Annotated in this window: 21 protein-coding genes and 3 tRNA genes; 12 read left to right on the forward strand and 12 right to left on the reverse strand. The window is 63.2% G+C overall.

The features are described 5' to 3' along the window. A partial coding sequence (locus tag F8K16_RS01405; protein WP_294945918.1) for an HAD family phosphatase occupies nucleotides 1-444 on the forward strand: 444 nt, incomplete at its 5' end. On the opposite strand, the gene F8K16_RS01410 is transcribed toward F8K16_RS01405, so the two are convergent. After that, the gene (locus tag F8K16_RS01410) at nucleotides 441-1,043 is read right to left on the reverse strand and encodes a 2OG-Fe(II) oxygenase (protein WP_294945920.1); all 603 of its coding nucleotides are present in this window, start codon (nucleotides 1,041-1,043) and stop codon (nucleotides 441-443) included. The two genes, F8K16_RS01405 and F8K16_RS01410, sit on opposite strands and share 4 nt — an antisense overlap. Nucleotides 1,044-1,078: 35 nt before the next feature. Between F8K16_RS01410 and F8K16_RS01415 the strand changes: the two genes are divergently transcribed. Further along, nucleotides 1,079-2,275 (forward strand): class I SAM-dependent rRNA methyltransferase, encoded by a 1,197-nt coding sequence (locus tag F8K16_RS01415; RefSeq protein ID WP_294945922.1) that lies wholly within the window; start codon nucleotides 1,079-1,081, stop codon nucleotides 2,273-2,275. A gap of 142 nt (nucleotides 2,276-2,417) precedes the next feature. After that, nucleotides 2,418-3,245 carry a hypothetical protein gene (locus F8K16_RS01420; protein ID WP_294945924.1) on the forward strand — a complete coding sequence of 276 codons (828 nt, stop codon included), beginning with the start codon at nucleotides 2,418-2,420 and terminating at the stop codon, nucleotides 3,243-3,245. A 72-nt stretch (nucleotides 3,246-3,317) separates the two neighbouring features. Here F8K16_RS01420 and F8K16_RS01425 read toward each other — a convergent pair. Further along, a tRNA-Asn gene (locus F8K16_RS01425) sits at nucleotides 3,318-3,393 on the reverse strand. 179 nt (nucleotides 3,394-3,572) lie between these two features. On the opposite strand from F8K16_RS01425, the gene F8K16_RS01430 reads away from it, so the two are divergent. The 3 genes from F8K16_RS01430 (at nucleotide 3,573) to F8K16_RS01440 (ending at nucleotide 4,260) form a co-directional block, all read left to right on the forward strand. Then, nucleotides 3,573-3,648: transfer RNA gene (locus tag F8K16_RS01430), tRNA-Glu, on the forward strand. 7 nt (nucleotides 3,649-3,655) lie between these two features. Next, nucleotides 3,656-3,731, forward strand: a tRNA-Gly gene (locus tag F8K16_RS01435). Nucleotides 3,732-4,137: 406 nt separating this feature from the next. Beyond that, the gene (locus F8K16_RS01440; RefSeq protein ID WP_294945926.1) at nucleotides 4,138-4,260 is read left to right on the forward strand and encodes a hypothetical protein; all 123 of its coding nucleotides are present in this window, start codon (nucleotides 4,138-4,140) and stop codon (nucleotides 4,258-4,260) included. A gap of 189 nt (nucleotides 4,261-4,449) precedes the next feature. Here F8K16_RS01440 and lysS read toward each other — a convergent pair whose 3' ends face one another. Next, nucleotides 4,450-5,982, reverse strand: a complete 1,533-nt coding sequence (lysS, locus tag F8K16_RS01445; protein WP_294945928.1) for a lysine--tRNA ligase — start codon at nucleotides 5,980-5,982, stop codon at nucleotides 4,450-4,452. A gap of 21 nt (nucleotides 5,983-6,003) precedes the next feature. Further along, nucleotides 6,004-7,116 carry a peptide chain release factor 2 gene (gene prfB / locus F8K16_RS01450; RefSeq protein ID WP_294945931.1) on the reverse strand — a complete coding sequence of 371 codons (1,113 nt, stop codon included), beginning with the start codon at nucleotides 7,114-7,116 and terminating at the stop codon, nucleotides 6,004-6,006. Nucleotides 7,117-7,233: 117 nt separating this feature from the next. Between prfB and F8K16_RS01455 the strand changes: the two genes are divergently transcribed. After that, the gene (locus tag F8K16_RS01455) at nucleotides 7,234-8,619 is read left to right on the forward strand and encodes an aspartate ammonia-lyase (RefSeq protein WP_294945933.1); all 1,386 of its coding nucleotides are present in this window, start codon (nucleotides 7,234-7,236) and stop codon (nucleotides 8,617-8,619) included. A gap of 30 nt (nucleotides 8,620-8,649) precedes the next feature. Beyond that, nucleotides 8,650-9,027 carry a thioredoxin gene (gene trxA / locus F8K16_RS01460; protein ID WP_294945935.1) on the forward strand — a complete coding sequence of 126 codons (378 nt, stop codon included), beginning with the start codon at nucleotides 8,650-8,652 and terminating at the stop codon, nucleotides 9,025-9,027. Between the two features lie 3 nt (nucleotides 9,028-9,030). Here trxA and F8K16_RS01465 read toward each other — a convergent pair whose 3' ends face one another. Continuing rightward, nucleotides 9,031-9,666 carry a CBS domain-containing protein gene (locus tag F8K16_RS01465; RefSeq protein WP_294945937.1) on the reverse strand — a complete coding sequence of 212 codons (636 nt, stop codon included), beginning with the start codon at nucleotides 9,664-9,666 and terminating at the stop codon, nucleotides 9,031-9,033. A 69-nt stretch (nucleotides 9,667-9,735) separates the two neighbouring features. Here F8K16_RS01465 and F8K16_RS01470 point away from each other — a divergent pair, with 69 nt between their 5' ends. Genes F8K16_RS01470 through F8K16_RS01480 form a run of 3 tightly spaced genes read left to right on the forward strand, consistent with a single transcriptional unit; the run spans nucleotide 9,736 to nucleotide 11,281 of the window. Then, on the forward strand, nucleotides 9,736-10,008 hold the full coding sequence (locus tag F8K16_RS01470; protein WP_294945941.1) for a cupin domain-containing protein: 273 nt from the start codon (nucleotides 9,736-9,738) through the stop codon (nucleotides 10,006-10,008). 14 nt (nucleotides 10,009-10,022) lie between these two features. Further along, a complete protein-coding gene (locus F8K16_RS01475; protein WP_294945944.1) occupies nucleotides 10,023-10,475 on the forward strand; it encodes a hypothetical protein in 453 nt (150 codons plus the stop codon). Nucleotides 10,476-10,504: 29 nt separating this feature from the next. Continuing rightward, on the forward strand, nucleotides 10,505-11,281 hold the full coding sequence (locus F8K16_RS01480) for a hypothetical protein (protein WP_294945947.1): 777 nt from the start codon (nucleotides 10,505-10,507) through the stop codon (nucleotides 11,279-11,281). Between the two features lie 822 nt (nucleotides 11,282-12,103). On the opposite strand, the gene F8K16_RS01485 is transcribed toward F8K16_RS01480, so the two are convergent. The 7 genes from F8K16_RS01485 to F8K16_RS01515 form a co-directional block, all read right to left on the reverse strand. Continuing rightward, the gene (locus F8K16_RS01485) at nucleotides 12,104-14,014 is read right to left on the reverse strand and encodes a SurA N-terminal domain-containing protein (RefSeq protein WP_294945950.1); all 1,911 of its coding nucleotides are present in this window, start codon (nucleotides 14,012-14,014) and stop codon (nucleotides 12,104-12,106) included. A gap of 14 nt (nucleotides 14,015-14,028) precedes the next feature. Continuing rightward, on the reverse strand, nucleotides 14,029-15,372 hold the full coding sequence (locus F8K16_RS01490) for an adenylosuccinate synthase (protein ID WP_294945953.1): 1,344 nt from the start codon (nucleotides 15,370-15,372) through the stop codon (nucleotides 14,029-14,031). Next, entirely contained in the window at nucleotides 15,359-16,546 is a 1,188-nt protein-coding gene (locus tag F8K16_RS01495) for an ATP phosphoribosyltransferase regulatory subunit (protein ID WP_294945955.1), read from the reverse strand. The genes F8K16_RS01490 and F8K16_RS01495 overlap by 14 nt, the downstream gene beginning before the upstream one ends. A 10-nt stretch (nucleotides 16,547-16,556) precedes the next feature. Further along, the gene (locus F8K16_RS01500) at nucleotides 16,557-16,754 is read right to left on the reverse strand and encodes a DUF2065 domain-containing protein (RefSeq protein ID WP_294945957.1); all 198 of its coding nucleotides are present in this window, start codon (nucleotides 16,752-16,754) and stop codon (nucleotides 16,557-16,559) included. Then, nucleotides 16,751-17,626: a protease modulator HflC gene (hflC, locus tag F8K16_RS01505; protein WP_294945960.1), complete on the reverse strand. Its 876-nt coding sequence runs from the start codon at nucleotides 17,624-17,626 to the stop codon at nucleotides 16,751-16,753. The genes F8K16_RS01500 and hflC overlap by 4 nt, the downstream gene beginning before the upstream one ends. Nucleotide 17,627: 1 nt before the next feature. Next, entirely contained in the window at nucleotides 17,628-18,821 is a 1,194-nt protein-coding gene (gene hflK / locus F8K16_RS01510) for an FtsH protease activity modulator HflK (protein ID WP_294945961.1), read from the reverse strand. Nucleotides 18,822-18,884: 63 nt separating this feature from the next. Then, on the reverse strand, nucleotides 18,885-20,342 hold the full coding sequence (locus F8K16_RS01515; RefSeq protein WP_294945962.1) for a sodium-dependent transporter: 1,458 nt from the start codon (nucleotides 20,340-20,342) through the stop codon (nucleotides 18,885-18,887). Nucleotides 20,343-20,402: 60 nt separating this feature from the next. Between F8K16_RS01515 and murB the strand changes: the two genes are divergently transcribed. Then, on the forward strand, nucleotides 20,403-21,431 hold the full coding sequence (gene murB, locus F8K16_RS01520; protein ID WP_294945963.1) for a UDP-N-acetylmuramate dehydrogenase: 1,029 nt from the start codon (nucleotides 20,403-20,405) through the stop codon (nucleotides 21,429-21,431).

Genomic DNA, 21,431 nt, shown 5'->3' on the forward strand with positions numbered 1-21,431 from the left:
GAGCTTGCCCACTGGCATGAGGCGTTCATGCGCCAGTACATCGAGCCGATCATCCTGCCGAAGGGACTGGAGACCATTGAAGCGCAGAAGGCAAAGGGCGAGACGGTGATGATCATCACCGCCACCAGCACCTTCGTCACCGCGCCCATCGCCCGGCGTCTGGGCGTGGACATTCTGCTGGGCACCGAACCGGAGCGGGACGAACGGGGCCGCTACACCGGCGAGATTGTCGGCATTCCCACCTTTCAGGCGGGCAAGGTCAGACGCCTGGAGCAGTGGCTTGCGGACAACGGCGCCGATCTGTCCGACAGCTGGTTCTACTCAGACTCCCACAATGATATCCCGCTGCTGGAGCGGGTGGACAATCCGGTGGCGGTGGATCCGGACGAAAAGCTGCGCGCCCACGCGGAACGGGCCGGCTGGCCGATCACCTCCTTCCGCTAATCCCGTCGCATCCAGCCGGCAATGCTCACCCGCGACTGTCGCGTCGGCCGCACTTCGTGGGGAACCTCGCTGCTGATGAAGGTGGCCATCAGGCCCGGTTGCGGCACGACCGTCTCCAGCACCGTCCGTTCATCCGGCCCATAAAGCACCAGTTCTCCGCCCCACTGCCCATCCCACTCAGGATTGAGATAGAGAACAGTGGTGACGATACGGTTGCTGCGACCACGGAAGTTGTCCCAGTGCCGGCTGTAATGCCGCCCCGGCGGATAGAGGGCGAAGTGCGCCTCATAGCCGTTGATGCCCAGATAGAGCTGTCGGTTGAGCTGGCGGCGGTAGTCCGCCATCAGCGCAAGGAACCGCTGCTGGGACGGGGTGCTGCCATCCAGCCAGATGATGCTGTCGCCACGGATGCGGGTATCCACCTGATTGTCGGCGCCCCGGCCGATGGTGGCCTGATGCATGCGCCGAGCCTCATAATGGCCCATGGCCTCCTCATACAGCGCCTGCCGAAGATCCTCTTCCAGAAAGCCGGGCACCAGCGCGTAGCCCCGGCTGCTCAGCTGCTCGAACAGTTCGTCTGCCGCCACTGCCCGCTCCATTACAATAGCCTCCATTCAGACCGAGGGAACCGACCATGTCAGCATTCCAGACACTGCGCCTGAAAAAGGGCGAAGAGCGCCGCATCCGTCAGGGACACCTGTGGATCTATTCTAATGAAATCGACACGCGCGCCACACCGCTCCGGCAGTTCGAACCGGGTGAGGCGGTCATCATCGAGGCCGCCAACGGCAAGGCGCTGGGTGTGGGCTATGTCAATCCCCACTCGCTCATCGCCGCCCGGCTGCTGACACGCAACCCGGACACCGAGCTGGGCGTGCGCTTCTTCAAACAGCGCCTGCAGCAGGCCGAAAAACTGCGGGCCCTGCACTTCAGCGCCCCCTTCTACCGCCTCGCTTTCGGCGAGAGCGACTTCCTGCCCGGCCTGGTGGTGGACCGCCATGGCGACGTGCTGGTGGTGCAGATCACCACCGCCGGTATGGAGCGGCTCAAGGATCGCGTCATCACCGCGCTGGAAGCGCTCTACGAACCGGCCGCCATCGTGCTCCGCAACGATCTGGACAGCCGCAAGCTGGAAGGCCTGCCGCTGGAGGACGAAGTCATCGGCGCCCTGCCCGAAGAGGTCATCATCGAGGAGAACGCCACCCGTTTCATCCTCCCTGTTCTGGGCGGTCAGAAGACCGGCTGGTTCTATGACCACCGCGAAAGCCGCCGTCAGCTGCAGCAGCTGGTGGCCGGCAAGCGGGTGCTGGATGTGTTCAGCTATCTGGGGGGCTGGGGGCTGGAAGCCCTCAACGCCGGCGCCAGCGAGGCCGTGTTCGTGGAGCGCTCCGAACTGGCGCTGGACCATCTGGAGCGCAGCGCCCAGCTCAACGGGCTGGCCGGGCGCATCACCCAGTATCAGGGCAATGTGTTCGAAGTGCTGCCCCAGCTGATCAATGACGGCGAGCGCTTCGACGTGGTGATCGTGGATCCGCCCGCCTTCATCAAGCGCAAAAAGGACTTCAAGGCCGGCAAGCAGGGCTATCAGCGCATCAACGAACTGGCGCTGCGGCTGCTCAACCCGGACGGCATTCTGGTGAGCGCTTCCTGCTCCCACCACATGCCGCGCGAGGTGCTCAGGGAGCAGATCCAGCGGGCCGCACGCCAGATCGACCGCATGGCGCAGGTCTTCTTCCAGGGCGGCCAGGGGCCGGATCATCCCGTGCACCCCGCCATGCCGGAGACGGAATACCTCAAGACCTTCTTCCTGCGCGCCTGGCCGGGGCAGTGAGCCTCACCCGGCCATGCGGCACGGCCTTGACAAGCTGTGTTAAATTACCAAACACTTTGAACGGAACATCCACAGCATGCGTCCGTTCCAATGGAAATGTCCGGGGCGGATGCTCTCCTTCCAACCTGCAAAGGAGCAAGGCATGAGACAGTTCAAAAAGGCTCTGCTGAGCAGCATTCTGACAGCCGGCCTGCTGACCGCCCTGCCCTCGCACGCCGCTGACGCGGACACCGCGGGCAAGAAAAAGGTGGACGCCTCCGACCCCACCAAGATCTACTCCTTCATCGGCGTGGGCCCCCGCTACACTGCCTACACCAATGGCGAGCACACCTGGGAGCTGCGCACCACCGGCACCCTCACTCTGAGCAGGCAGGACATGGCCGTCTTCGAAATCGGCTACGGCTGGCACGATGGCCACAAGGCGCCGGGCGGCAATGACGGCGTGACCGACGGACGCGTGCGCTGGTTCCACATCTTCAGCATGGACTACGGCAAGATGGGCTACCGGGGCTGGGCCACCCAGATCGACGCCCAGTTCCAGGGCAGCCTGAAGGGCACCAACGGCAGCAACAACCTCTCCCTGGGCGGGGTGGCCGCCTATGGCCTGACCCCCAACTGGAGCCTGTTCCTGATGGGCAACCTGGTCAACAACTGGAACAAGGACTTCAAGGACCATCAGGGCGTCGGCCTCAACATCTCTCCCCTGCTGGTCTACAAGAATGACAAGTGGTGGGACGGCGCCTATGTGCGCCTCTGGCCCACCTACACCCGTTTCGTCTCGGGCAAACTGGACAACAGCGGCGGCGCCACCATGCAGATCAGCGTGGGTGGGCGCATCACCCCCACCAAGACCTGGGTGGTCGTGGTGCGCAAGAACTACGACAAGGACCTCAACGACCTGAAGAACGTCAACGATGCCGTGCTGATGGCCGACTGGGACATCCTGTTCAGCGTCAGCACCTTTTTCTGACGGCAGGGCGGCCTGGCCGCCTGCCCACAAACGAAAAAGCCCTGCCATTTGAGGCAGGGCTTTTCTGAATTCTGGCTCCGCCGGCTGGACTCGAACCAGCGACCAAGAGATTAACAGTCTCCTGCTCTACCAACTGAGCTACGGCGGAATGCTGTTGTTCGCTGTGCGAACAGGCGCGTATTATAAGGTCCGGTTCAAAGGTGTCAACACTTTTTTAGGGGCTGTGAAGTGCATGAATTTTTTCACCCCACAGGGTTTGACATGGACGAAGAAATGCCTAAAATACCGCCTCGTTGTCGCGGTTGACGCGGCAACACTGTCCTAAGCGTCCCGTTCGTCTAGAGGCCTAGGACACCGCCCTTTCACGGCGGTAACAGGGGTTCGACTCCCCTACGGGACGCCAACACAGAGCGGGAATAGCTCAGTTGGTAGAGCACGACCTTGCCAAGGTCGGGGTCGCGGGTTCGAGTCCCGTTTCCCGCTCCAATCCTTTCCAAATCTTTCAGACATCATCTCCGATCTGTTTCCTGCCAGACCAGCGGTTTTCAATCTGACGATTGTCCGGTTTCATGTTCCGATTCTGCGCCGCTGCAACCATCTCTTTTCGCAAACCGCTTTCGGTGAATCAGGCTGGACGCATCGGGCATGTTTACCAGACGTACCGACAGCGCCATTTTTCGCCTGCCGGCAAAGGCCCTGCATCCGGCTGCTCCGAGGACGCCAAAGGCGCGACAGAAGGCCGCTCGTTCACGCTTTTTTATCCGGCCAGCCTTCTGGCATCCTGTCTCTGGGCCAGTTGCCATGGTTGCCCGCATGCCCGCCCAGTCATGTCAATTCCGGCAGAGCAACTGATGCCCTCGACTTTCACTGTTGATATCAAAAGGACAAGACTGTGAACGACATAGCCCTGGGACTGCTGGCCGTGGCGATCACCATCGTTGTCACCCTGGCAGGCCTGTCCCTGCTGGTACGCGCCGGGATCAAGGCATCCCAACAGAAGCGCCGTTCCGAGTAAACAGGAATGTCGCTGCGCTTTCGCATGTTGATGAAACGCCAGCTGACGTCACCCGCTTCATGAACCGGGTTTCTTTCCGGCCTCTGGAACGGGGTCTCCCCCATTTTTACAGGATGCGTTTTTCCGCGCCCGGAAAACGGCATGAAAAAACCCGCCTGAGGCGGGTCTGACACGGTTCCTGCGCCTTTTTCAGCCCTTGGCGGCCGGGCGCATGTGCGGGAACAGGATCACGTCCCGGATGGAGGGACTGTCGGTAAACAGCATCACCAGCCGGTCGATGCCGATACCCTCGCCCGCCGCCGGCGGCATGCCGTGCTCCAGGGCGATGATGTAGTCCTCGTCGTAGAACATGGCTTCCTCGTCACCGGCCTCCTTGGCTTCCACCTGCTTGCGGAAACGCTCGGCCTGGTCCTCGGCGTCGTTCAGCTCCGAGAAGCCGTTGGCGATCTCGCGCCCGCCGACGAACAGTTCGAAGCGGTCGGTGACGAAGGGGTTCTCGTCGTTGCGCCGCGCCAGCGGGCTCACCTCAGCCGGATATTCGGTGATGAAGGTGGGATCCTTGAGGTTGTGCTCCACGGTGGCTTCGAAGATTTCGGTCTGCACCTTGCCCAGCCCCCAGCCGGCCTCCACCTTGATGCCCAGCTTTTCCGCCACGGCCCGGGCGGCGTCCAGATCCTCCAGCTGCTCGGGCGTGATGTCCGGATTCAGCTTGAGGATGGATTCCTTCATGGTCATGCGCGCGAAGGGCTTGCCGAAGTCGAAGGTCTCGCCCTGATAGGTGACCTGCGTGCCGCCGGTGACGGTCTCGGCGATCTCACGGAACAGCGCCTCGGTGTAGTCCATCATCTTGTGGTAGTCGGCGTAGGCCTCGTAGAACTCCACCATGGTGAACTCGGGGTTGTGGCGCGTGGACAGGCCTTCGTTGCGGAAGTTGCGGTTGATCTCGAACACCTTCTCGAACCCGCCCACCAGCAGGCGCTTGAGATACAGCTCCGGCGCGATGCGCAGGTAGAGGGGCATGTCCAGTGCGTTGTGATGGGTGATGAAGGGTCGTGCCGTGGCGCCCCCAGGAATCACCTGCATCATGGGGGTTTCCACTTCGAGAAAGCCGTGGCGCACGAGGAAGTCCCGCACCGTCTGCACGATCTTGGAGCGGATCAGGAAGGTCTGACGGCTGTCCGGGTTCATGATCAGGTCCAGATAGCGACGACGGTAGCGCAGCTCCTGATCCTGCAGTCCGTGGAACTTGTCCGGCAGCGGACGGATCGCCTTGGTGATCAGTTCCACATGGTCGGCCCGCACGGTCAGCTCGCCTGTTCTGGTCTTGAACAGCCAGCCCTCGACGCCGATGATGTCGCCCAGGTCCCACTTCTTGAACTGCTGGTTGTAGACGCCTTCCGGCAGGTCGTCACGGGTGACGTAGATCTGGATGCGCCCGCTCATGTCCTGCAGGGTGGCAAAGCTGGCCTTGCCCATGATGCGCCGGGTCATCATGCGCCCGGCGATCTTGACACGGATGGGCCCTTCCGCCTCCAGCCGCTCGGCGTCCCAGTCGTCATAGGCGGCGTGAATGTCCGCCGCCAGATGCTCGCGGCGGAAGGTGTTGGGATAGGCGTTGCCCTGCTCGCGCAGCGCCCTGAGCTTCTCACGGCGCTCGGCGATGATGCGGTTTTCGTCCTGCTGCTGTTCCTGTTCCCGGGCGGGTGTGTTCTGTTCGCTCATGAATGGGGGTCCTGTGTTGCGTTATGCGGAAGTCTGCTGACCGATGCCGGCCTTGAGGCTGGCCTCGACGAACTGGTCCAGATCGCCGTCCAGCACTGCCTGAGTGTTGCCGGTCTCCACACCGGTGCGCAAATCCTTGATGCGGCCGGAATCCAGTACATAGGAGCGGATCTGGCTGCCCCAGCCGATGTCGGCCTTGGACTCCTCCAGCTTCTGCTTCTCGGCGTTGCGCTTCTGCATCTCGTGCTCCCACAGCTTGGCGCGCAGCTGGCGCATGGCCTCGTCCTTGTTCTGGTGCTGGGAGCGGCCCGCCTGACACTGGGTCACGATACCGGTGGGCAGGTGGGTGATGCGCACCGCGGATTCCGTCCGGTTGACGTGCTGGCCGCCAGCGCCGGAGGCGCGGTAGACGTCGATGCGCAGGTCGGCCGGGTTGATCTCGATGTCGATGTCGTCGTCCACCTCCGGGCTGACGAACACGGAGGCGAAGGAGGTGTGGCGGCGGTTGCCGGAGTCGAACGGCGACTTGCGCACCAGCCGGTGCACGCCGGTTTCGGTCTTGAGCCAGCCGTAGGCGTGATCGCCCTTCACATGAATGGTGGCCGACTTGATGCCGGCCACCTCGCCCGGCGTCACCTCCACCAGCTCGGCGTCGAAGCCCTTCTTCTCGATCCAGCGCAGGTACATGCGCAGCAGCATGTTGGCCCAGTCCTGCGCCTCGGTGCCACCGGAGCCGGCCTGAATGTCCACATAGCAGTTGTTGGCGTCCATCTCGCCGGAGAACATGCGCTGGAACTCCAGCTGCTCCAGCACCTTGCCGTAGCCCTCCAGCTCGCCGCGGACCTCCTCCACCAGCTCCTCGTCACCGGCCTCCTCGGCCATCTCCAGCAGCTCATGGGCGGAGGCCAGCCCTTCCAGCAGGTTGGTCAGGCCATCGACCACCTTCTCCAGCTGGGCCTTCTCCTTGCCCAGCGCCTGCGCCCGCTCCGGATCGTTCCAGACGTCCGGATCCTCCAGCTCGCGGTTGACCTCTTCCAGCCGCTCGCGCTTCTCATCCAGCTTGAGATAGCCTTTCAGCGCCTCGGCGCGCTGCTGATAGTCCTTGATCTGTGAATAGAGACTGCCCAGTTCCATGGTTGTTCGCCGTCGGCAAAAATAAAGCGGAATTTTAGCATATCCACGCCCTTTCCAGCCCCGCCGGCCAATCCCCTAAAATAGCGGCGGGTGGATCTGAAAAAACGGAGCAGCAACATGGCAACACGCATCGAGAAGGACTCCCTCGGCGAGGTGGAAGTCCCCGCCGACGCCCTGTGGGGCGCCCAGACCCAGCGGGCGGTGAACAACTTTCCCATCAGCGGCCGGCCCATGCCGGAACGCTTCATCCGCGCGCTGGCGGAGGTCAAGCGTGCCTGCGCCCTCGCCAACGAACAGCTGGGGCTGATGGACGCCGACACGGCCCGCGCCATCGTCACCATCGCCGAACGCATCGCCTCGGGCGAATGGGCCGACCAGTTTCCGGTGGACATCTTCCAGACCGGCTCCGGCACCAGCACCAACATGAACATGAACGAGGTGATCGCCCGCGCGGCAGCGCAGGAACTGGGCGTGAGCCTGCATCCCAACGATCACGTCAACATGAGCCAGAGCTCCAATGACACCATTCCCACCGCCATTCACGTCTCCGCCGCCGTGGCGGTGAAGGACGACCTGCTGCCGGCACTGGACCACCTGATCGACACCCTGGCCCGCAAGGCGGAGGAGGTGGAAGGCATCGTCAAGACCGGCCGCACCCACCTGATGGACGCCATGCCGGTGACCCTGGCGCAGGAACTGGACGCCTGGAAGGTGCAGCTGGAAGACGTGCGCGAGCGCCTTGAGGACACCCTGAAGCGGCTGGTGCGCCTGCCGCAGGGCGGCACCGCGGTGGGCACCGGCGTCAACGCGGACCCGGCCTTCGGCCCCACGGTGGCCGGAAAGCTGGCGGAACGGCTCGGCCTGCCCTTTGTCAGCATGGACAACTACTTCGTGGGCCTGAGCAGTCAGGACACGGCGCTGGAGCTGTCCGGCCAGCTGAATGTGCTGGCCGCCGCGCTGATGAAGATCGCCAATGACCTGCGCTGGATGAACTCCGGCCCGCTGGCCGGGCTGGCGGAGATCCAGCTGCCGGCGCTGCAGCCGGGCAGCTCCATCATGCCCGGCAAGGTCAATCCGGTCATTCCCGAGGCGGTGGCCATGGTGTGCGCCCAGATCACCGGCAACCACGCCGCCATCACCGTGGGCGCCCAGTCCGGTAACTTCCAGCTCAACGTGATGCTGCCGATGATCGCCGCCAACCTGCTGGAGAGCCTGACGCTGGCGACCAACGCCATGCGCGTGCTGACGGACAAGGCCGTATCCGGCTTCACCGTCAACCGGGCCAATCTGGAGAAGGCGCTGGAGGCCAATCCCATCCTTGTGACGGCGCTCAACCGTGTGGTAGGCTATGAGCTGGGCGCGCGGATCGCCAAGACCGCCTATGCCGAGGGCCGCCCCGTGCTGGAAGTGGCCCGCGAAATGACCGATCTGGATGATGCCACCCTCCGACGCCTGCTGGACCCTGCCAGACTGACCCGCGGCGGCACACCCAGCATCGACTGAATCCCATCATCGAGACAGAAAGGAGCCACCATGGCCGTTGTCAACCTCAAGACCGAAGAGTTCGAAAAGTTCATTCAGGACCACCCGATGGTCATTCTGGATTTCTGGGCCGAATGGTGCGGGCCGTGCAAGATGTTCGCCCCCATCTTCGAAAAGGTGGCGGAAAAGCATCCGGACGTGGCTTTCGCCAAGGTGAACGTGGAAGAAGAGCAGCAGCTTGCGGCCATGTTCCAGGTGCGCTCCATTCCCACGGTGGCCTTCATGCGTGAGGGCATCGTCGTCTACGCCCAGCCGGGCATGATGCCCGAGGAGATGCTGGAAGAGGGCATCCAGCAGATGAAGAACCTGGACATGGACCAGGTGCGCGCCGAGCTGGAAAAGGCCCAGCAGGAACAGCAGCAGGGCTGAGCGCTACACGTAAAGCTCCAGCGGTGGCTCCAGCGCGAGCCGCCGCACCAGATCCGACACCGTCACCATTCCCGCCAGCTTCCCCTGCCCGTCCACCACCGGCAGGCTGTGAATTCTGTAATCGGTCATCACCCGCGCCGCGCGGCGGATCAGCGTGTCCGGCCAGCAGGTGACCACCGGCGAGCTCATCACCTCCGCCACGCGCCCTTCGCGCACCTGCATGCCATGCCCGCGACGCCACACCAGCCCCATGAGGTCAGTCACCGACAGCAGCCCCACCACATGGTTCTCGCCCATCACCGGCAGGGTACCCACGGCATGCTGCTCGAACAGCCGCCAGGCCTCTTCCAGCGTGGCCTCCTGCGTGATCGACACCACCGGCGAGGCCATGATCTCGCGCACTTCCACCAGCGTCTCGCCCCGCGCCTGCGCCGCCCTGCGCACCTGCTCATACTGGCGCCGGGCCTGCTCCACCGTCAGCGGCACCTGCTGGTAGCGGCGGTCCAGTTCCACCTGTTCGTGCTGCAGGGTGGGCTTTTCCACCGGCGGCACCGGCCGGGAAGCCTCCGGCTTCAGCGGCGGCAGGGTGTTCTGCAATCCCAGATACGCCTGCCCTTCCGGACTGTAAACCACGAACATGGTCGCTATAATCCTCTCAATGTTTTGAACATTCCTGCTTAGTTTATCGGCATCAGGGAGCACAACGCCATGGAAATCAGACTGATCCGCAACCCCGACCCGCAGCAGCTGGACGAACTGGGCGTGCGCGACTGGCCCATCTGGGAAAAGGAAGTGTCCACCTTCCCGTGGACCTATGACGCCACCGAAACCTGCTACATTCTCGAAGGCCGTGTCACCGTCACGCCTGAAGGCGGCGAGCCGGTGACCATCGAAGCGGGCGATCTGGTCACCTTCCCCGCCGGCATGTCATGCGTGTGGGAGATTCACGCGCCCATCCGCAAGCATTACAACTTCTCATAAACGGACGCCTTCCCATGGAATTCATCGCCATTCTGTTCGCCATCGCCTTCTACTTTCTCTTCCTCTCGGCCATGCTCAAGCTGGCCGTCAGACTGGTGCTGCGCTGCGACCAGCCGTGGGGCAACGCCTTCAAGGTCACGCTCATAGACTTTCTTGTGGTCATGGCAGTGCAGGTCGGTCTGGCCATCGTCATGGCCCTTTTCCTCGGCGTGGGCAGCCTTGAGCCGGAGGCCGTGCGTCAGGGTGGGGCCGCGTTTGCCATGCAGCTTGTCATGGTGCTGGCCAATATCGGCGTGAGCGCCTATGTCTACAGCCGCTGGATCAGCTGCCCGGGCACGGACTATGAAGAAGGCACCGGTTTTTGGCAGGGACTGGGCATCTATCTGGTGCAAATGCTCGTCACCGTACTCATCGCCCTGATCTTCGGGGCCGGCATCGGATTCATCGCCGCCATGCTGGACAAGTGAACCTCTGAACAGTCATCAAGGAGACCCGCATGAAACAGTCATTGACCGTCATCGGCCTGGGCGAACTGGGCAGCGTGTTCGCCCGTGGCTTTCTGCGCACCGGACATCCGGTCTATCCCGTCACCCGGGAAATCTCCATGGATGAAGCCGCCGAGCAGTATCCGCAGATGAAAGCCGTGCTGGTCGCCACCGGCGAAGCCGACCTGCATCCGGTGCTGGAGCAGGTGCCACAGGTGTGGCGCGACCGGCTCATCCTGCTGCAGAACGAACTGCTGCCGCGGGACTGGCAGGCCCACGGACTGGACAACCCGACGGTGATCTCCGTCTGGTTCGAGAAGAAAAAGGGCATGGACAGCAAGGTGGTGCTGCCCTCCCCGGTCTTCGGGCCCCATGCGGACACCGTCTGCGCCGCACTCAAGAGTCTGGATCTGCCCTGCTACAGGGTGGAAACGCCTGAAGAGCTGGAATACGAGCTGGTACGCAAGAACCTCTACATTCTCACCACCAACATCGCCGGGCTGGCGCTGCCGGATGGCGCTACCGTCGACGACCTGCGCCATGACCACGGCGCGCTGATGGATGCCGTGGCGCAGGAGGTGCTGGACATTCAGGAGGCGCTGGTGGGCCACCCCGTGGACCGTGCCCGGCTGATGGCCGGCATGCTGGAAGCCTTCGACGGCGACCCCGCCCACAAGTGCAAGGGGCGCTCCGCCCCCGCTCGCCTCAGGCGCGCGCTGGCGCACGCCGACCAGTTCGGCCTGGCCGTGCCCACCCTGCGGCAGCTGGCCGAAGAGCACCTGAACTGACGGCAGTTTCCCGTCACGCTGACAGGCCGCCTGCGGGCGGCTTTTTCATGCCCTGTCGCGCTTCCCCCTTCACCTTCAGACGCGCTTCTGCTCCCATGAATTGAGGGCCAGCGCACCCCCGCAATGCCGACAGACAGTGCCGTCATGCGGGGTCTCCCCCAATTCCGCTCCGTTGCTCTCCAGCGCGTCGGACGCGTTCCACCTTCCGACCTGGAAAAGCGTGTGATACAGCAAAAACCCCCGGCGTCGCGAGTCTCCCCGCTGTTTTATCCGCTCGCACGCAAGATGCATCTTCACAACCAGTCGCTTCACACACCGCAAACGCCTCGAACCGGCTTGACAGCCCCGGAACCACGGGGTCTCCCCCATTTTTACCGGGCGCCGCGCCGGCGGCGAAAAGCGTGTCCTGCAAAATCGGGGGAGACCCCGTCAAAAGCGGTTTTTCGAGCGCTGGAACGGGTTTTGGCGACATTTTTCCGCTCCGTTTCCGGCGCGGCAGACAGGCAGCTGTCAAAAATAGGGGAGACCCCGTGTCACAAGGGGTTGTGACGGCCTGGCCTGAGGCAAACGATTGTCAGTGACTGCTGGCAAAAGCGGCATGGGACATGGCGGCGTCAGCCACCGCGGTCAGCTCCGGCGGGTGCCATGCTGAAGGCATGCCTGGCCACGGCCCTCATGGCGGTGACCAGGCTTTAAATGACAGGGACGAGGACTCAGCCATAAATGCGTGACAGTATCAGGCAATCGGTGAGTCTCTGCTGCCAGCCATAACGAAAAACGCCCGCTTGTGAGCGGGCGTTTGTCTGGCTGAAGGCTCGCGGCCTATTTGACGGTTTCGTAATCCTTGTGGATTTCAATATCCGCATGCTGCTTCAGCGCTTCGATGCGGGCGCGCACTTCGGCATCCCCCAGAATGCCGGCCAGCGCGGCCTTGAGCTGATCACGCAGCAGCTTGGGCAGCTTGTTGTCGTCGGTCAGGCGCACACCTTCCACCACCATCAGCGCAGGCATGCCGTTGACATCGATCAGCTGCCAGACGGGCTTGCCGTCGTGAGGCTTGGGGGCCTTGAAGGCGGCCTGCACCACCACTGGCGGCAGCTTGGGCAGCATGCGGTCCACCCATACGGGCGCATGCCACTGCATGGACGGAGTGAGCACCTGCTCCACAGGCTTGCCGGCCTTCAGCTGAGCCAGCGCCTGCCTGAGGGCGGCCACGGCCTTCTCGTGCGCCTGCTGACGCTTGAGCGTTTCGACAATGCGGTCACGCACCTTCTCAAGCGGCAGCTGGTGCTGCGGAATGACCCGGTTGATGCGCAGCACCAGTGCCTGATTGGGGTTCAGCTCAATGACCTGGCTGTTGAGGCGCTGCTTGTAGACTTCTTCGCCAAAAGCTGCCTCACGCGCCTTGGGGTTGGCGAACAGGCCATCGCCATGGGCGCGGCTGAAGGGTTTGGATGTCTGCACCCTGGCGCCAATGGCCTGCGCCGCCGGCTCCAGTGTGTCAGGCTGCTCGTAGGCCTGGGTGTTGAGTTTTTCCAGCAGGTCGTAGTACTGCTTGTCGGCCTGCTGCTCCCGATAGAACGCCAGGGCACGGTCACGCGCCTTGTCAAACGGCTGGGTCTGCGCCGGACGGATGTCCTCCAGCTGGATGATGTGCCAGCCGAACTGGGTCTTGACCGGCTCGGAGATCTCGCCCTTCTTCATGGCAAAGACCTTCTTGTCGAATTCGGGCACCATGGTGCCCTGCTCGAACCAGCCAAGATCACCGCCCACGGAGGCGGAGCCCGGGTCTTTCGAGTGTTTTTTCGCCAGTTCCGCGAAGTCGGCGCCCTGCTTGAGCTTCGCTTCCAGCGCCTGCGCCTGCTTCAGCGCCGCCTGCTCGGACTTCTTGTCGCCCGCCTTGAAGGGAATGAGAATATGGCGGGCACGGCGCTGTTCCGGTTCGGTGAACAGATCCCGGTTGTCCTCGTAGAACTGCTTCAGCGTCGCCTCATCCGGCTTGATGGCGGCGGCCAGCTTGTGTTTGTCCAGCAGTACATAGTCCACCACAACCTTTTCCGGCTCGACGAACGCGTCCTTGTGCTGATCGTAGTAGGCCTGCACCTGTTTGTCGGTGACCTGCGCTACGTTGATGAAGGGCGTCATGTCCAGCTGAATCCAGCCCACCTTGCGCTGCTGACGCTGCAGGTCCACCAGCTGGTTCACCTCCGCCGGCCAGGCCAGCGTGGAGGCCTGAGTCAGCGCCCGGTACTGCTGCTCCAGCAGGCTCAGTTTCTGCAGCCGCTCGAACTCGGGAATGGTCAGCCCGTTGGCGCGCAGCACCTGCTCATATTTCTCCTTGGAGAACTTGCCGTCCTTGTCGGCAAAGATGGGCGCGCTCTGGATCACCATGGCCACCTGCGCGTCACTGATGGCCATGTGATGATCGGCAGCCCACTGCTGAATGAGCTTCTGCTCGATCAGCCGGTCGAGGATCTCCCGGCGCAACTTTTTGTCATCCACCAGCTGATCGTAGCGCTCACCCAGCTGCTGTTGCAGCTGCTGCTTCTGGCGCTGATAGACGCGCACGAACTCGATGGCATTGATCGGTTCGCCATTGACCTCCGCCACCACGATGGTCTTGGGCCCGGTGAAATAGTTGTTGATGCCCCACAGCGCGAAAGGCACCGCAATGAGAATGACGATGGCCCAGGCGATGATGCCCTTGGCTTTTTCCCGGATGAATTCCAGCATGGTGTTTCAGTCCTTCAGTTGCACGCCTTCGGCGTGTTGGGGTCGAACGGATCCTGCAGGATGAGGGTTTCGTTGCGCTCCGGCCCGGTGGAGAGAATGGCCACCGGCACCCCCACCTGCTCCTCGATGAAACGGATGTAGTCCCGGGCCGCCTGCGGCAGGGCGTCCCACTCGCGCACCCCTTCGGTGCTCTGCCGCCAGCCGGGCAGGGTCTCGTAGATGGGGGTGCATTCGGCGTATTCCTCGGCGCTGGAAGGCGGCAGGATGCGGCGGCGGCCCTTGTGTTCATAGGCCACGCAGACCTTCACTTCTTCCAGACCATCAAGCACGTCCAGCTTGGTCAGGCACAGGCCGGACAGGCCGTTGATCTGCGCGGCGCGGCGCAGGGCCACGGCATCGAACCAGCCGCAACGGCGCTGGCGCCCTGTGGTGGCGCCGAACTCGTGCCCTTTCGTGCCCAGATGCTTGCCGATGGGATCGCCCTGATCGGTCGCCACGTCATAGGGCAGCTCAGTGGGGAACGGCCCGCCGCCCACACGGGTGGCGTAGGCCTTGGTGATGCCCAGCACGTAATCCAGCTGGCACGGCCCCACGCCACTGCCGGCGGCGGCGCCGCCAGCGGTGGTGTTGGAGGAGGTGACATAGGGATAGGTGCCCTGGTCGATGTCCAGCAGCGTGCCCTGCGCCCCCTCGAACATGATGTTGTGCCCCTGCTGGTTGAGCTCGTGAATCATGTTGGGAATGTCGCCCAGCATGGGCAGAATCAGATCATGATAGCGCTGACATTTCTCCCACAGGCGGTCGAAGTCCACCGTGTCCTGCCCGTAGTAGTGGCGCAGCATGAAATTGTGGTAGTCCAGCGTTTCCGCCAGCTTTTCGCGGAACTGTTCCATGTTCTTGAAGTCACCGGCACGCAGGCCGCGGCGGGCCACCTTGTCCTCATAGGCCGGACCGATGCCCCGGCCGGTGGTGCCGATGGCCTTCTTGCCGCGACGCGCCTCGCGCGCCTGATCGATGGCGACGTGATAGTCGAGAATCAGCGGGCAGGCCTCGCTGATGTAGAGGCGGTCCCGCACCGGAACGCCCGCCGCCTCAAGCTGACTCACCTCCTTTTCCAGCGCGTCCGGAGCCAGCACCACGCCATTACCGATCATGCAGGCCACATTCTCGCGCAGAATACCGGAGGGGATGAGGTGAAGAATGGTCTTGTTGCCGTCGATCACCAGCGTGTGTCCGGCGTTGTGGCCGCCCTGAAAGCGCACTACTGCGCTGACCCGGTCGGTCAGCAGATCGACGATCTTGCCCTTGCCTTCGTCACCCCACTGGGTGCCGACGATGACTACGTTACGCCTTGTCATTCCGTACGACCCATTCTCCACCAATGTTCTCAAGATAGCGGCCCGCGCCCTGCGGCACCGTCTCGCACCAGAGCACTTCCCAGCCTTCCGCACGCAGCAGCCCCACCTTCTCATAGAGGGCGGCGTCCGGCTGCATGGGTGCCCAGATCCGCTCTCCCGTGCGCTCCACCGGCGGCAGCATGTCCAGCACGGCGCGCAGATCCAGACTGAAGCCGGTGGCCGGTGCCACGGCGCCGAATTCACGCCCCATGCCGTCGTAGCGGCCGCCGTTGGCCACCTCCACCGCCTGGCCATGGGCATCGGTAACGTAGGTGGCGAAGGTGACGCCGGTGTGATACTGATAGCCACGCACTTCGGCCAGATCCACGAACAGACGCACATCCGGCACGGCCTCTCGCAGCAGCATCACCACATCGGCCAGCGCCTGCAGCTGGTGCAGCTGCTCCGGCAACTCCTGCAGCAGGGCGCGGGCCTGTTCCAGCACGCTTTCGGCCTCACCGGCCAGCAGCAGCCAGTCGGTAAACAGCGCCTGCACCGAGTAGTGGATGTCGTCCAGATGGGCCGCCAGCCAGGCCTCATACTCCGGGCGTGCCTTGCGCCTGAGCATGTCGAGCACGTCCGCCTGCTCCGGTGCAGTCAGGCCGCTTGCCTCCAGCAGCCCACGCACGAGCCCGGCATGACCAAGGCTCAGGGTCATCGGCGTCAGACCGAGCGCCTCCATGGCCTCGACAAGCAGCAGCAACGCCTCCTGATCACCCGCCGTGCCCGGCACGTTGAACAGCTCGATGCCCACCTGGTAGGGGCTGCGGGAGCCGGTGGCGCGGTTGTAGTGGGCGCGCAGCACTTCACCGGCATAGCACAGGCGCAGCGGGTGCCCCCTGCCCGCCTCAAGCCGTGACAGGGCAATGCGAGCCACCTGCGGCGTCATGTCGGCGCGCACGCCCATCTGACGGCCGCTTTCCCGATCCACGAACACACAGGTGTCATCACGCAGATCCTGCGCCGTGCCGGTCAGCAGCGCCTCCACATATTCCGCCAGTGGTGGCTGCACCAGCGCATAGCCGGACGCGGCAAACAGGTCCACCAGTTCACGCCGGTAGAACTCCAGCTTCTCCGCCTGCTCCGGCAGCAGGTCCTCAATACCTTCCGGCGTAAACCAGGCTTCGGTTGTCATGGGCGCCTCCTCAGGCAACCAGATAAATGATGATCAGACCGATGATCAGGCCGCTGAGACCATAGAGCCGGATCTGGTCATCCGGCAGCTCGGTCATCTGACGCATGGTGCGCCGCCAGAAGGCGGGCAGCGCCAGCGGCAGCACGCTTTCCAGAATGAACGCCAGCCCCAGCGCGCTCCACAGAACGGCTTCCTGAAAATCGCTCATGGCCTGTCAGCAGCACCGTTTTCCCGAATCAGGAAGCGGAAGTAGTCCGCACGCGGATCCAGCACCAGCAGGTCACGCTTGCTGTTGAAGGCGGCCTGATAGGATTCCATGCTCTTGAAGAAGGCGAAGAAGTCCGGGTCTTTGGAGTAGGCCTGGGCGTAGATCTCGGAAGCCTTCGCATCCCCTTCACCCCGGGTGGCTTCCGCCTTGCGGTAGGCTTCGGCCAGGATGACCACGCGCTTGCGATCCGCCTCGGCGCGGATCTTCTCGGCCGCTTCCGCCCCTTCGGAGCGCAGCTCGTTGGCCACCCGCTTGCGCTCGGCCTCCATGCGGCGATAGACGGACTCGGACACATCCTTGGGCAGATCCACACGCTTGATGCGCACATCCACCACCTCAATGCCGAACGCCCTGGCGTCCTTCTGCGCCTTGCGGGTAATGGCGCGGGTGATCTCGTCACGCTGACTGGCGATCACCTCCTTCACCGTGCGGCTGCCGAACTCGGCACGCAACCCATCCTTGAGGATCTGGGACAGGCGCATGTTGGCCAGCCGGATGTCTCCACCCATGGTGGTGTAGAAGCGCGCGCTGTCGGCGATGCGCCACTTGGCGAAGGAGTCGACGATCAGATTCTTCTTCTCCACCGTCAGATAGCGCTCCGGCGGCGCATCCAGCGTCTGCAGGCGCGCATCGAAGGTGCGCACATTGTTGACAAAGGGGGTTTTCATGTGCAGGCCGGGTTTGAGGTCCGCCTTGACGATCTCCCCCAGACGGAACAGGATGCCCGTCTCGCCCTCGCGCACGATGAAAAAGGCATTGGCCACGACAAACAGCACCGCCGCCAGACCGATCAGAATGATGTTGTTTCTCATGTCAGCGCAGCTCCCTTGATCTCAGCAGTTCACGCAGGTTCTGACGCTGGCCCTGCGGCTTGCGGCTGCCCGGGTTGAGGTCGGACCGTGTCTGGCGCGCCGGGGCCAGCGGCTGGAGCTTGCGGGGCGTGACAGCCGCCTGCCCGGCCTCCCCGGCCAGCTTGTCCAGCGGCAGATAGATCATCTTGCCGTTAGAGTCGGTCATGAACACCTTGGAGGTATTGGCGAACACGTTGGTGAGCGCGTCCTTGTACATGCGCTCGCGCGTCACCTGAGGCGCCTTGCGATAGGCGGCCAGAATGTGTTCGAAACGGCTGGCTTCACCCTGCGCCTGCTCGATGACCCGCTGGCGGTAGGCTTCGGCCTCGGCCAGTTCCCGCGCTGCCAGACCGCGCGCCTTCGGGATGATGTCATTGGCGTAGGCCTGCGCCTCGTTGATCAGACGCTCGCGGTCCTCCCGCGCCTTGACCACATCGGCAAAGGCCGCCTGTACCTCTTCCGGCGGCTGGGCGTCCTGCAGGTTGACGCTGGTGATCAGCAGACCGGCCCGATAGGTATCCAGATACTTCTGGGCCAGATCCTGCACGCGGGAAACCACCTCGTCACGCCCCTCGGTGAGCACGAAGTCCATCTTGTTCTTGCCCACCACGGAGCGCAGGGCACTCTCTACCGCCAGACGCAGCGTCTCGTCCGGATCGGCCACATTGAACAGATAGTCCGGCGCGCTGGCGATCTTGTACTGAATGGCGATCTTGATGTCGACGATGTTCTCGTCTTCGGTCAGCATCAGCGCCTCGGAGGGCACCTCCTGCACAATGCCCTGACCACCACCGGAACGGTAGCCGATCTCGGCATGACGGATGCGATCCACATTGATCACGTCAACCGACTCCACAGGCCAGGGCCAGTGCCAGTGCGGTCCCGGCCCGGTCTCGCCCACGAAGGCGCCGAAGCGGGTGACCACCCCCCGTTCCGCCGGATTGACGATGTAGATGCCGGACAGCAGCCATACGATCACCACCACAGCCAGCACCACGGACAGGCCGACACCACCAAAGGGATTCTTGTCTCCCAGCGACTGTTTCAGCTTGTTAAGCGCCTCATCCAGATCAGGACCCTGTCCGCCCTGACCCGGCTCCCTGCCCCCCGACCCCCATGGATCCTGGCTGGGCTTGCCCGGTTCATTCCACGCCATGCACCACTCCTGTCATCTAAAAAGCATTAAGCGGTCGTATTGTAGAGATAAAGGTTGTTAATGTCACTCACCGGGGCGAATGCTCAGGTTATAGCGGCTGCGGTTGTAGGCATAGAGTGCGTAGAGCGCCAACGCCACGCCGACGGCGATCCAGCGGTGCAGCGAGGACTCCACCAGATTGGAGGCAAACACGATCAGCACGCCCACCGGCGCGATATAGCGCAGATCACGGATGAACAGCGCGTCGCCCACCAGGCCCAGATCGAAAGTCTTGCGCCGCACTGCGGCGGGAATGACCCAGGCCATGAACACGGCCATCAGCATGCCGCCCAGCGGCAGCATGATGTTGGCGGTGACAAAATCCAGACTGTCGAAGAAGGTCCTGCCCGGCAGCAGATGAACGTCCTTCCACGCATTGAAAGACAGCACGGTGCCGATGCCCGCCAGCCATACCAGCGCCCCCAGCAGCAGGGTGGCTCTGATGCGGCTCATGCGCCAGTTCTGCTCCAGCCAGCTGACCGCCGGCTCGATCAGGGAGATGGCGGAGCTGAGCGCCGCCAGCACCACCAGAAAGAAGAACAGCGTGCCCCAGAACCAGCCGCCGGACATCTGACCGAAAGCCACCGGTAGCGTCTGGAACAGCAGCCCCGGCCCTGCGCCCGGCTCCAGACCGTTGCCGAACACCACGGTGAAGATGACCACCCCGGCCAGCAATGCCACCGCCGTGTCGGCAAACACGATCCACAGGGAGGCGCGGGTAATGCTGTAGCCTTCGGGCAGGTAGGAGCCATAGACCATCATGGCCCCCATGCCGATGCTCAGGGTGAAGAAGGCATGCCCCATGGCGATCAGCACCGCCTCCCATGTCAGCTTGCTGAAATCGGGCGCGAACAGAAAACGCAGGCTGTCACCGAAGCTGTTCTGTGCCGCCGACCAGCCCACCAGCACCAACAGGATGAGAAACAGCAGCGGCATCATGAAGTTGACCGCCTTCTCAAGGCCCCCCTTGACGCCCTTGGCCACGATGGCCAGCGTCAGTCCTACCATGACGGTGTGCCAGAACAGCAGTGCCCAGGGGTTGGCGAGAAAGCCGGAAAAGTACTGCCCCACCGCTTCGCCGCTGATGCCGCGGAAACTTCCCTTGGCACTTTCCACAAAATAGTCCATGGCCCAGCCGGCGATGACAGTGTAGAAGGAGAGGATCAGCAGACCGGCCAGCACTCCGTTGAGACCCAGCAGGCTCCACAGGGGCGAGGCGCGGAAATCCGCCGCCAGATTGGCCATGGCCTGAGGCGGGTTGGCCCGACCCAACCGCCCCAGCCCCACCTCGGACATGAGCACGGGCAGACCGATGAGCGCCACACACAGCAGATAGACCAGCACGAAGGCGCCACCACCATTCTCACCGGTGATGTAGGGAAACTTCCAGATGTTGCCCAAACCCACGGCCGATCCGACCGCGGCCAGAATGAACACTTTCTGGGACGACCACTGCGGCTTGCTCAGTTCAATCGCGCTCATGACTGCCCTCACCCCGGTAAAATAGACACGATTTCACAATTATATTGCTTCGGGCCCACCATGCACATTCAGGCGCACGTTTCCCTGAAAGAAGACACCACCTTTCATGTCCCCGCCACGGCACGCTATCTGGTGGAGATCGACAAGCAGAGTGACATCCGCGCCCTGCGTTCCGATCCCGTGCTGGCGGTGCTGCCCTGGCATGTGCTGGGCGCAGGCAGCAATGTGCTGCTCACCCATGACATTGATGGAGTGGTGCTGCGCAACCGCTATCAGCAGATCCGCCTGGTCAAGGAGGACGAGACCTCGGTCTGGCTGTCCGTGGGCGGCGGGCTCAACTGGGATACCTTCGTGCGCCACACGGTGGAACAGGGCCTCTGGGGGCTGGAGAATCTGGCTGCCATTCCGGGCACGGTGGGTGCGGCACCGGTGCAGAACATCGGCGCCTATGGTACCGAGGTGCAGGACGCCATCACCCGGGTGCAGGCGCTGCACCTGCTTACCGGAGAACGGCACGAGTTCCGCAACGCCGAGTGCGAATTCGGCTACCGCACCAGCGTGTTCAAGGGGCGGCTGAAGGGCCAGTACATCATCCACCGGGTCACTTTCCGGCTTCGGAAGCTGGCCCATGGTCACCCCAACCTGATGTACGACAGCGTGCGCGAACGGCTTGTCGGCAAGGACGAAAAACAGCTCACGCCGCTGGACATCTACGAGGCCGTCAGCGCCATACGCGCAGAAAGGCTGCCGGACCCGAAACAGGAAGGCAACGCCGGCAGCTTCTTCAAGAACCCGGAAGTGGATGCCGACTATTTCCATCAGTTGCAGCAGAAGTGGCCCGACATCCCTCACCACCAGCTGGTGGACGGCAGCTACAAGATTCCCGCCGCATGGCTGATCGAAGCCTGCGGCTGGAAGGGCCGCTGCCTGTCGGGCACGGATGCCTGCGTGTCATCACGCCACGCGCTGGTGCTGATCAACCGGGGTCAGGCCACCGGCGCGCAGATTCTTCAGCTCGCCGAAGCGATCCAGACAGATGTCAACCACACCTTCGGCATCCATCTGGAGCCGGAAGTGATCATCCTCTGA

Source organism: Sulfurivirga sp., assembly GCF_015490265.1.
Lineage (GTDB): Bacteria > Pseudomonadota > Gammaproteobacteria > Thiomicrospirales > Thiomicrospiraceae > Sulfurivirga.

Excerpts from the sequence above, each read along its gene's own strand:
- murB (WP_294945963.1), top strand. The coding sequence starts at position 20,403 with ATGCACATTCAGGCGCACGTTTCCCTGAAAGAAGACACCACCTTTCAT.
- F8K16_RS01455 (WP_294945933.1), top strand. The coding sequence starts at position 7,234 with ATGGCAACACGCATCGAGAAGGACTCCCTCGGCGAGGTGGAAGTCCCC.
- trxA (WP_294945935.1), top strand. The coding sequence starts at position 8,650 with ATGGCCGTTGTCAACCTCAAGACCGAAGAGTTCGAAAAGTTCATTCAG.
- F8K16_RS01485 (WP_294945950.1), bottom strand. The coding sequence starts at position 14,014 with ATGCTGGAATTCATCCGGGAAAAAGCCAAGGGCATCATCGCCTGGGCC.
- F8K16_RS01465 (WP_294945937.1), bottom strand. The coding sequence starts at position 9,666 with ATGTTCGTGGTTTACAGTCCGGAAGGGCAGGCGTATCTGGGATTGCAG.
- F8K16_RS01410 (WP_294945920.1), bottom strand. The coding sequence starts at position 1,043 with ATGGAGCGGGCAGTGGCGGCAGACGAACTGTTCGAGCAGCTGAGCAGC.
- F8K16_RS01470 (WP_294945941.1), top strand. The coding sequence starts at position 9,736 with ATGGAAATCAGACTGATCCGCAACCCCGACCCGCAGCAGCTGGACGAA.
- F8K16_RS01475 (WP_294945944.1), top strand. The coding sequence starts at position 10,023 with ATGGAATTCATCGCCATTCTGTTCGCCATCGCCTTCTACTTTCTCTTC.
- F8K16_RS01480 (WP_294945947.1), top strand. The coding sequence starts at position 10,505 with ATGAAACAGTCATTGACCGTCATCGGCCTGGGCGAACTGGGCAGCGTG.
- F8K16_RS01515 (WP_294945962.1), bottom strand. The coding sequence starts at position 20,342 with ATGAGCGCGATTGAACTGAGCAAGCCGCAGTGGTCGTCCCAGAAAGTG.
- F8K16_RS01415 (WP_294945922.1), top strand. The coding sequence starts at position 1,079 with ATGTCAGCATTCCAGACACTGCGCCTGAAAAAGGGCGAAGAGCGCCGC.
- F8K16_RS01420 (WP_294945924.1), top strand. The coding sequence starts at position 2,418 with ATGAGACAGTTCAAAAAGGCTCTGCTGAGCAGCATTCTGACAGCCGGC.
- lysS (WP_294945928.1), bottom strand. The coding sequence starts at position 5,982 with ATGAGCGAACAGAACACACCCGCCCGGGAACAGGAACAGCAGCAGGAC.
- prfB (WP_294945931.1), bottom strand. The coding sequence starts at position 7,116 with ATGGAACTGGGCAGTCTCTATTCACAGATCAAGGACTATCAGCAGCGC.
- F8K16_RS01495 (WP_294945955.1), bottom strand. The coding sequence starts at position 16,546 with ATGACAACCGAAGCCTGGTTTACGCCGGAAGGTATTGAGGACCTGCTG.
- hflC (WP_294945960.1), bottom strand. The coding sequence starts at position 17,626 with ATGAGAAACAACATCATTCTGATCGGTCTGGCGGCGGTGCTGTTTGTC.
- F8K16_RS01500 (WP_294945957.1), bottom strand. The coding sequence starts at position 16,754 with ATGAGCGATTTTCAGGAAGCCGTTCTGTGGAGCGCGCTGGGGCTGGCG.
- hflK (WP_294945961.1), bottom strand. The coding sequence starts at position 18,821 with ATGGCGTGGAATGAACCGGGCAAGCCCAGCCAGGATCCATGGGGGTCG.
- F8K16_RS01490 (WP_294945953.1), bottom strand. The coding sequence starts at position 15,372 with ATGACAAGGCGTAACGTAGTCATCGTCGGCACCCAGTGGGGTGACGAA.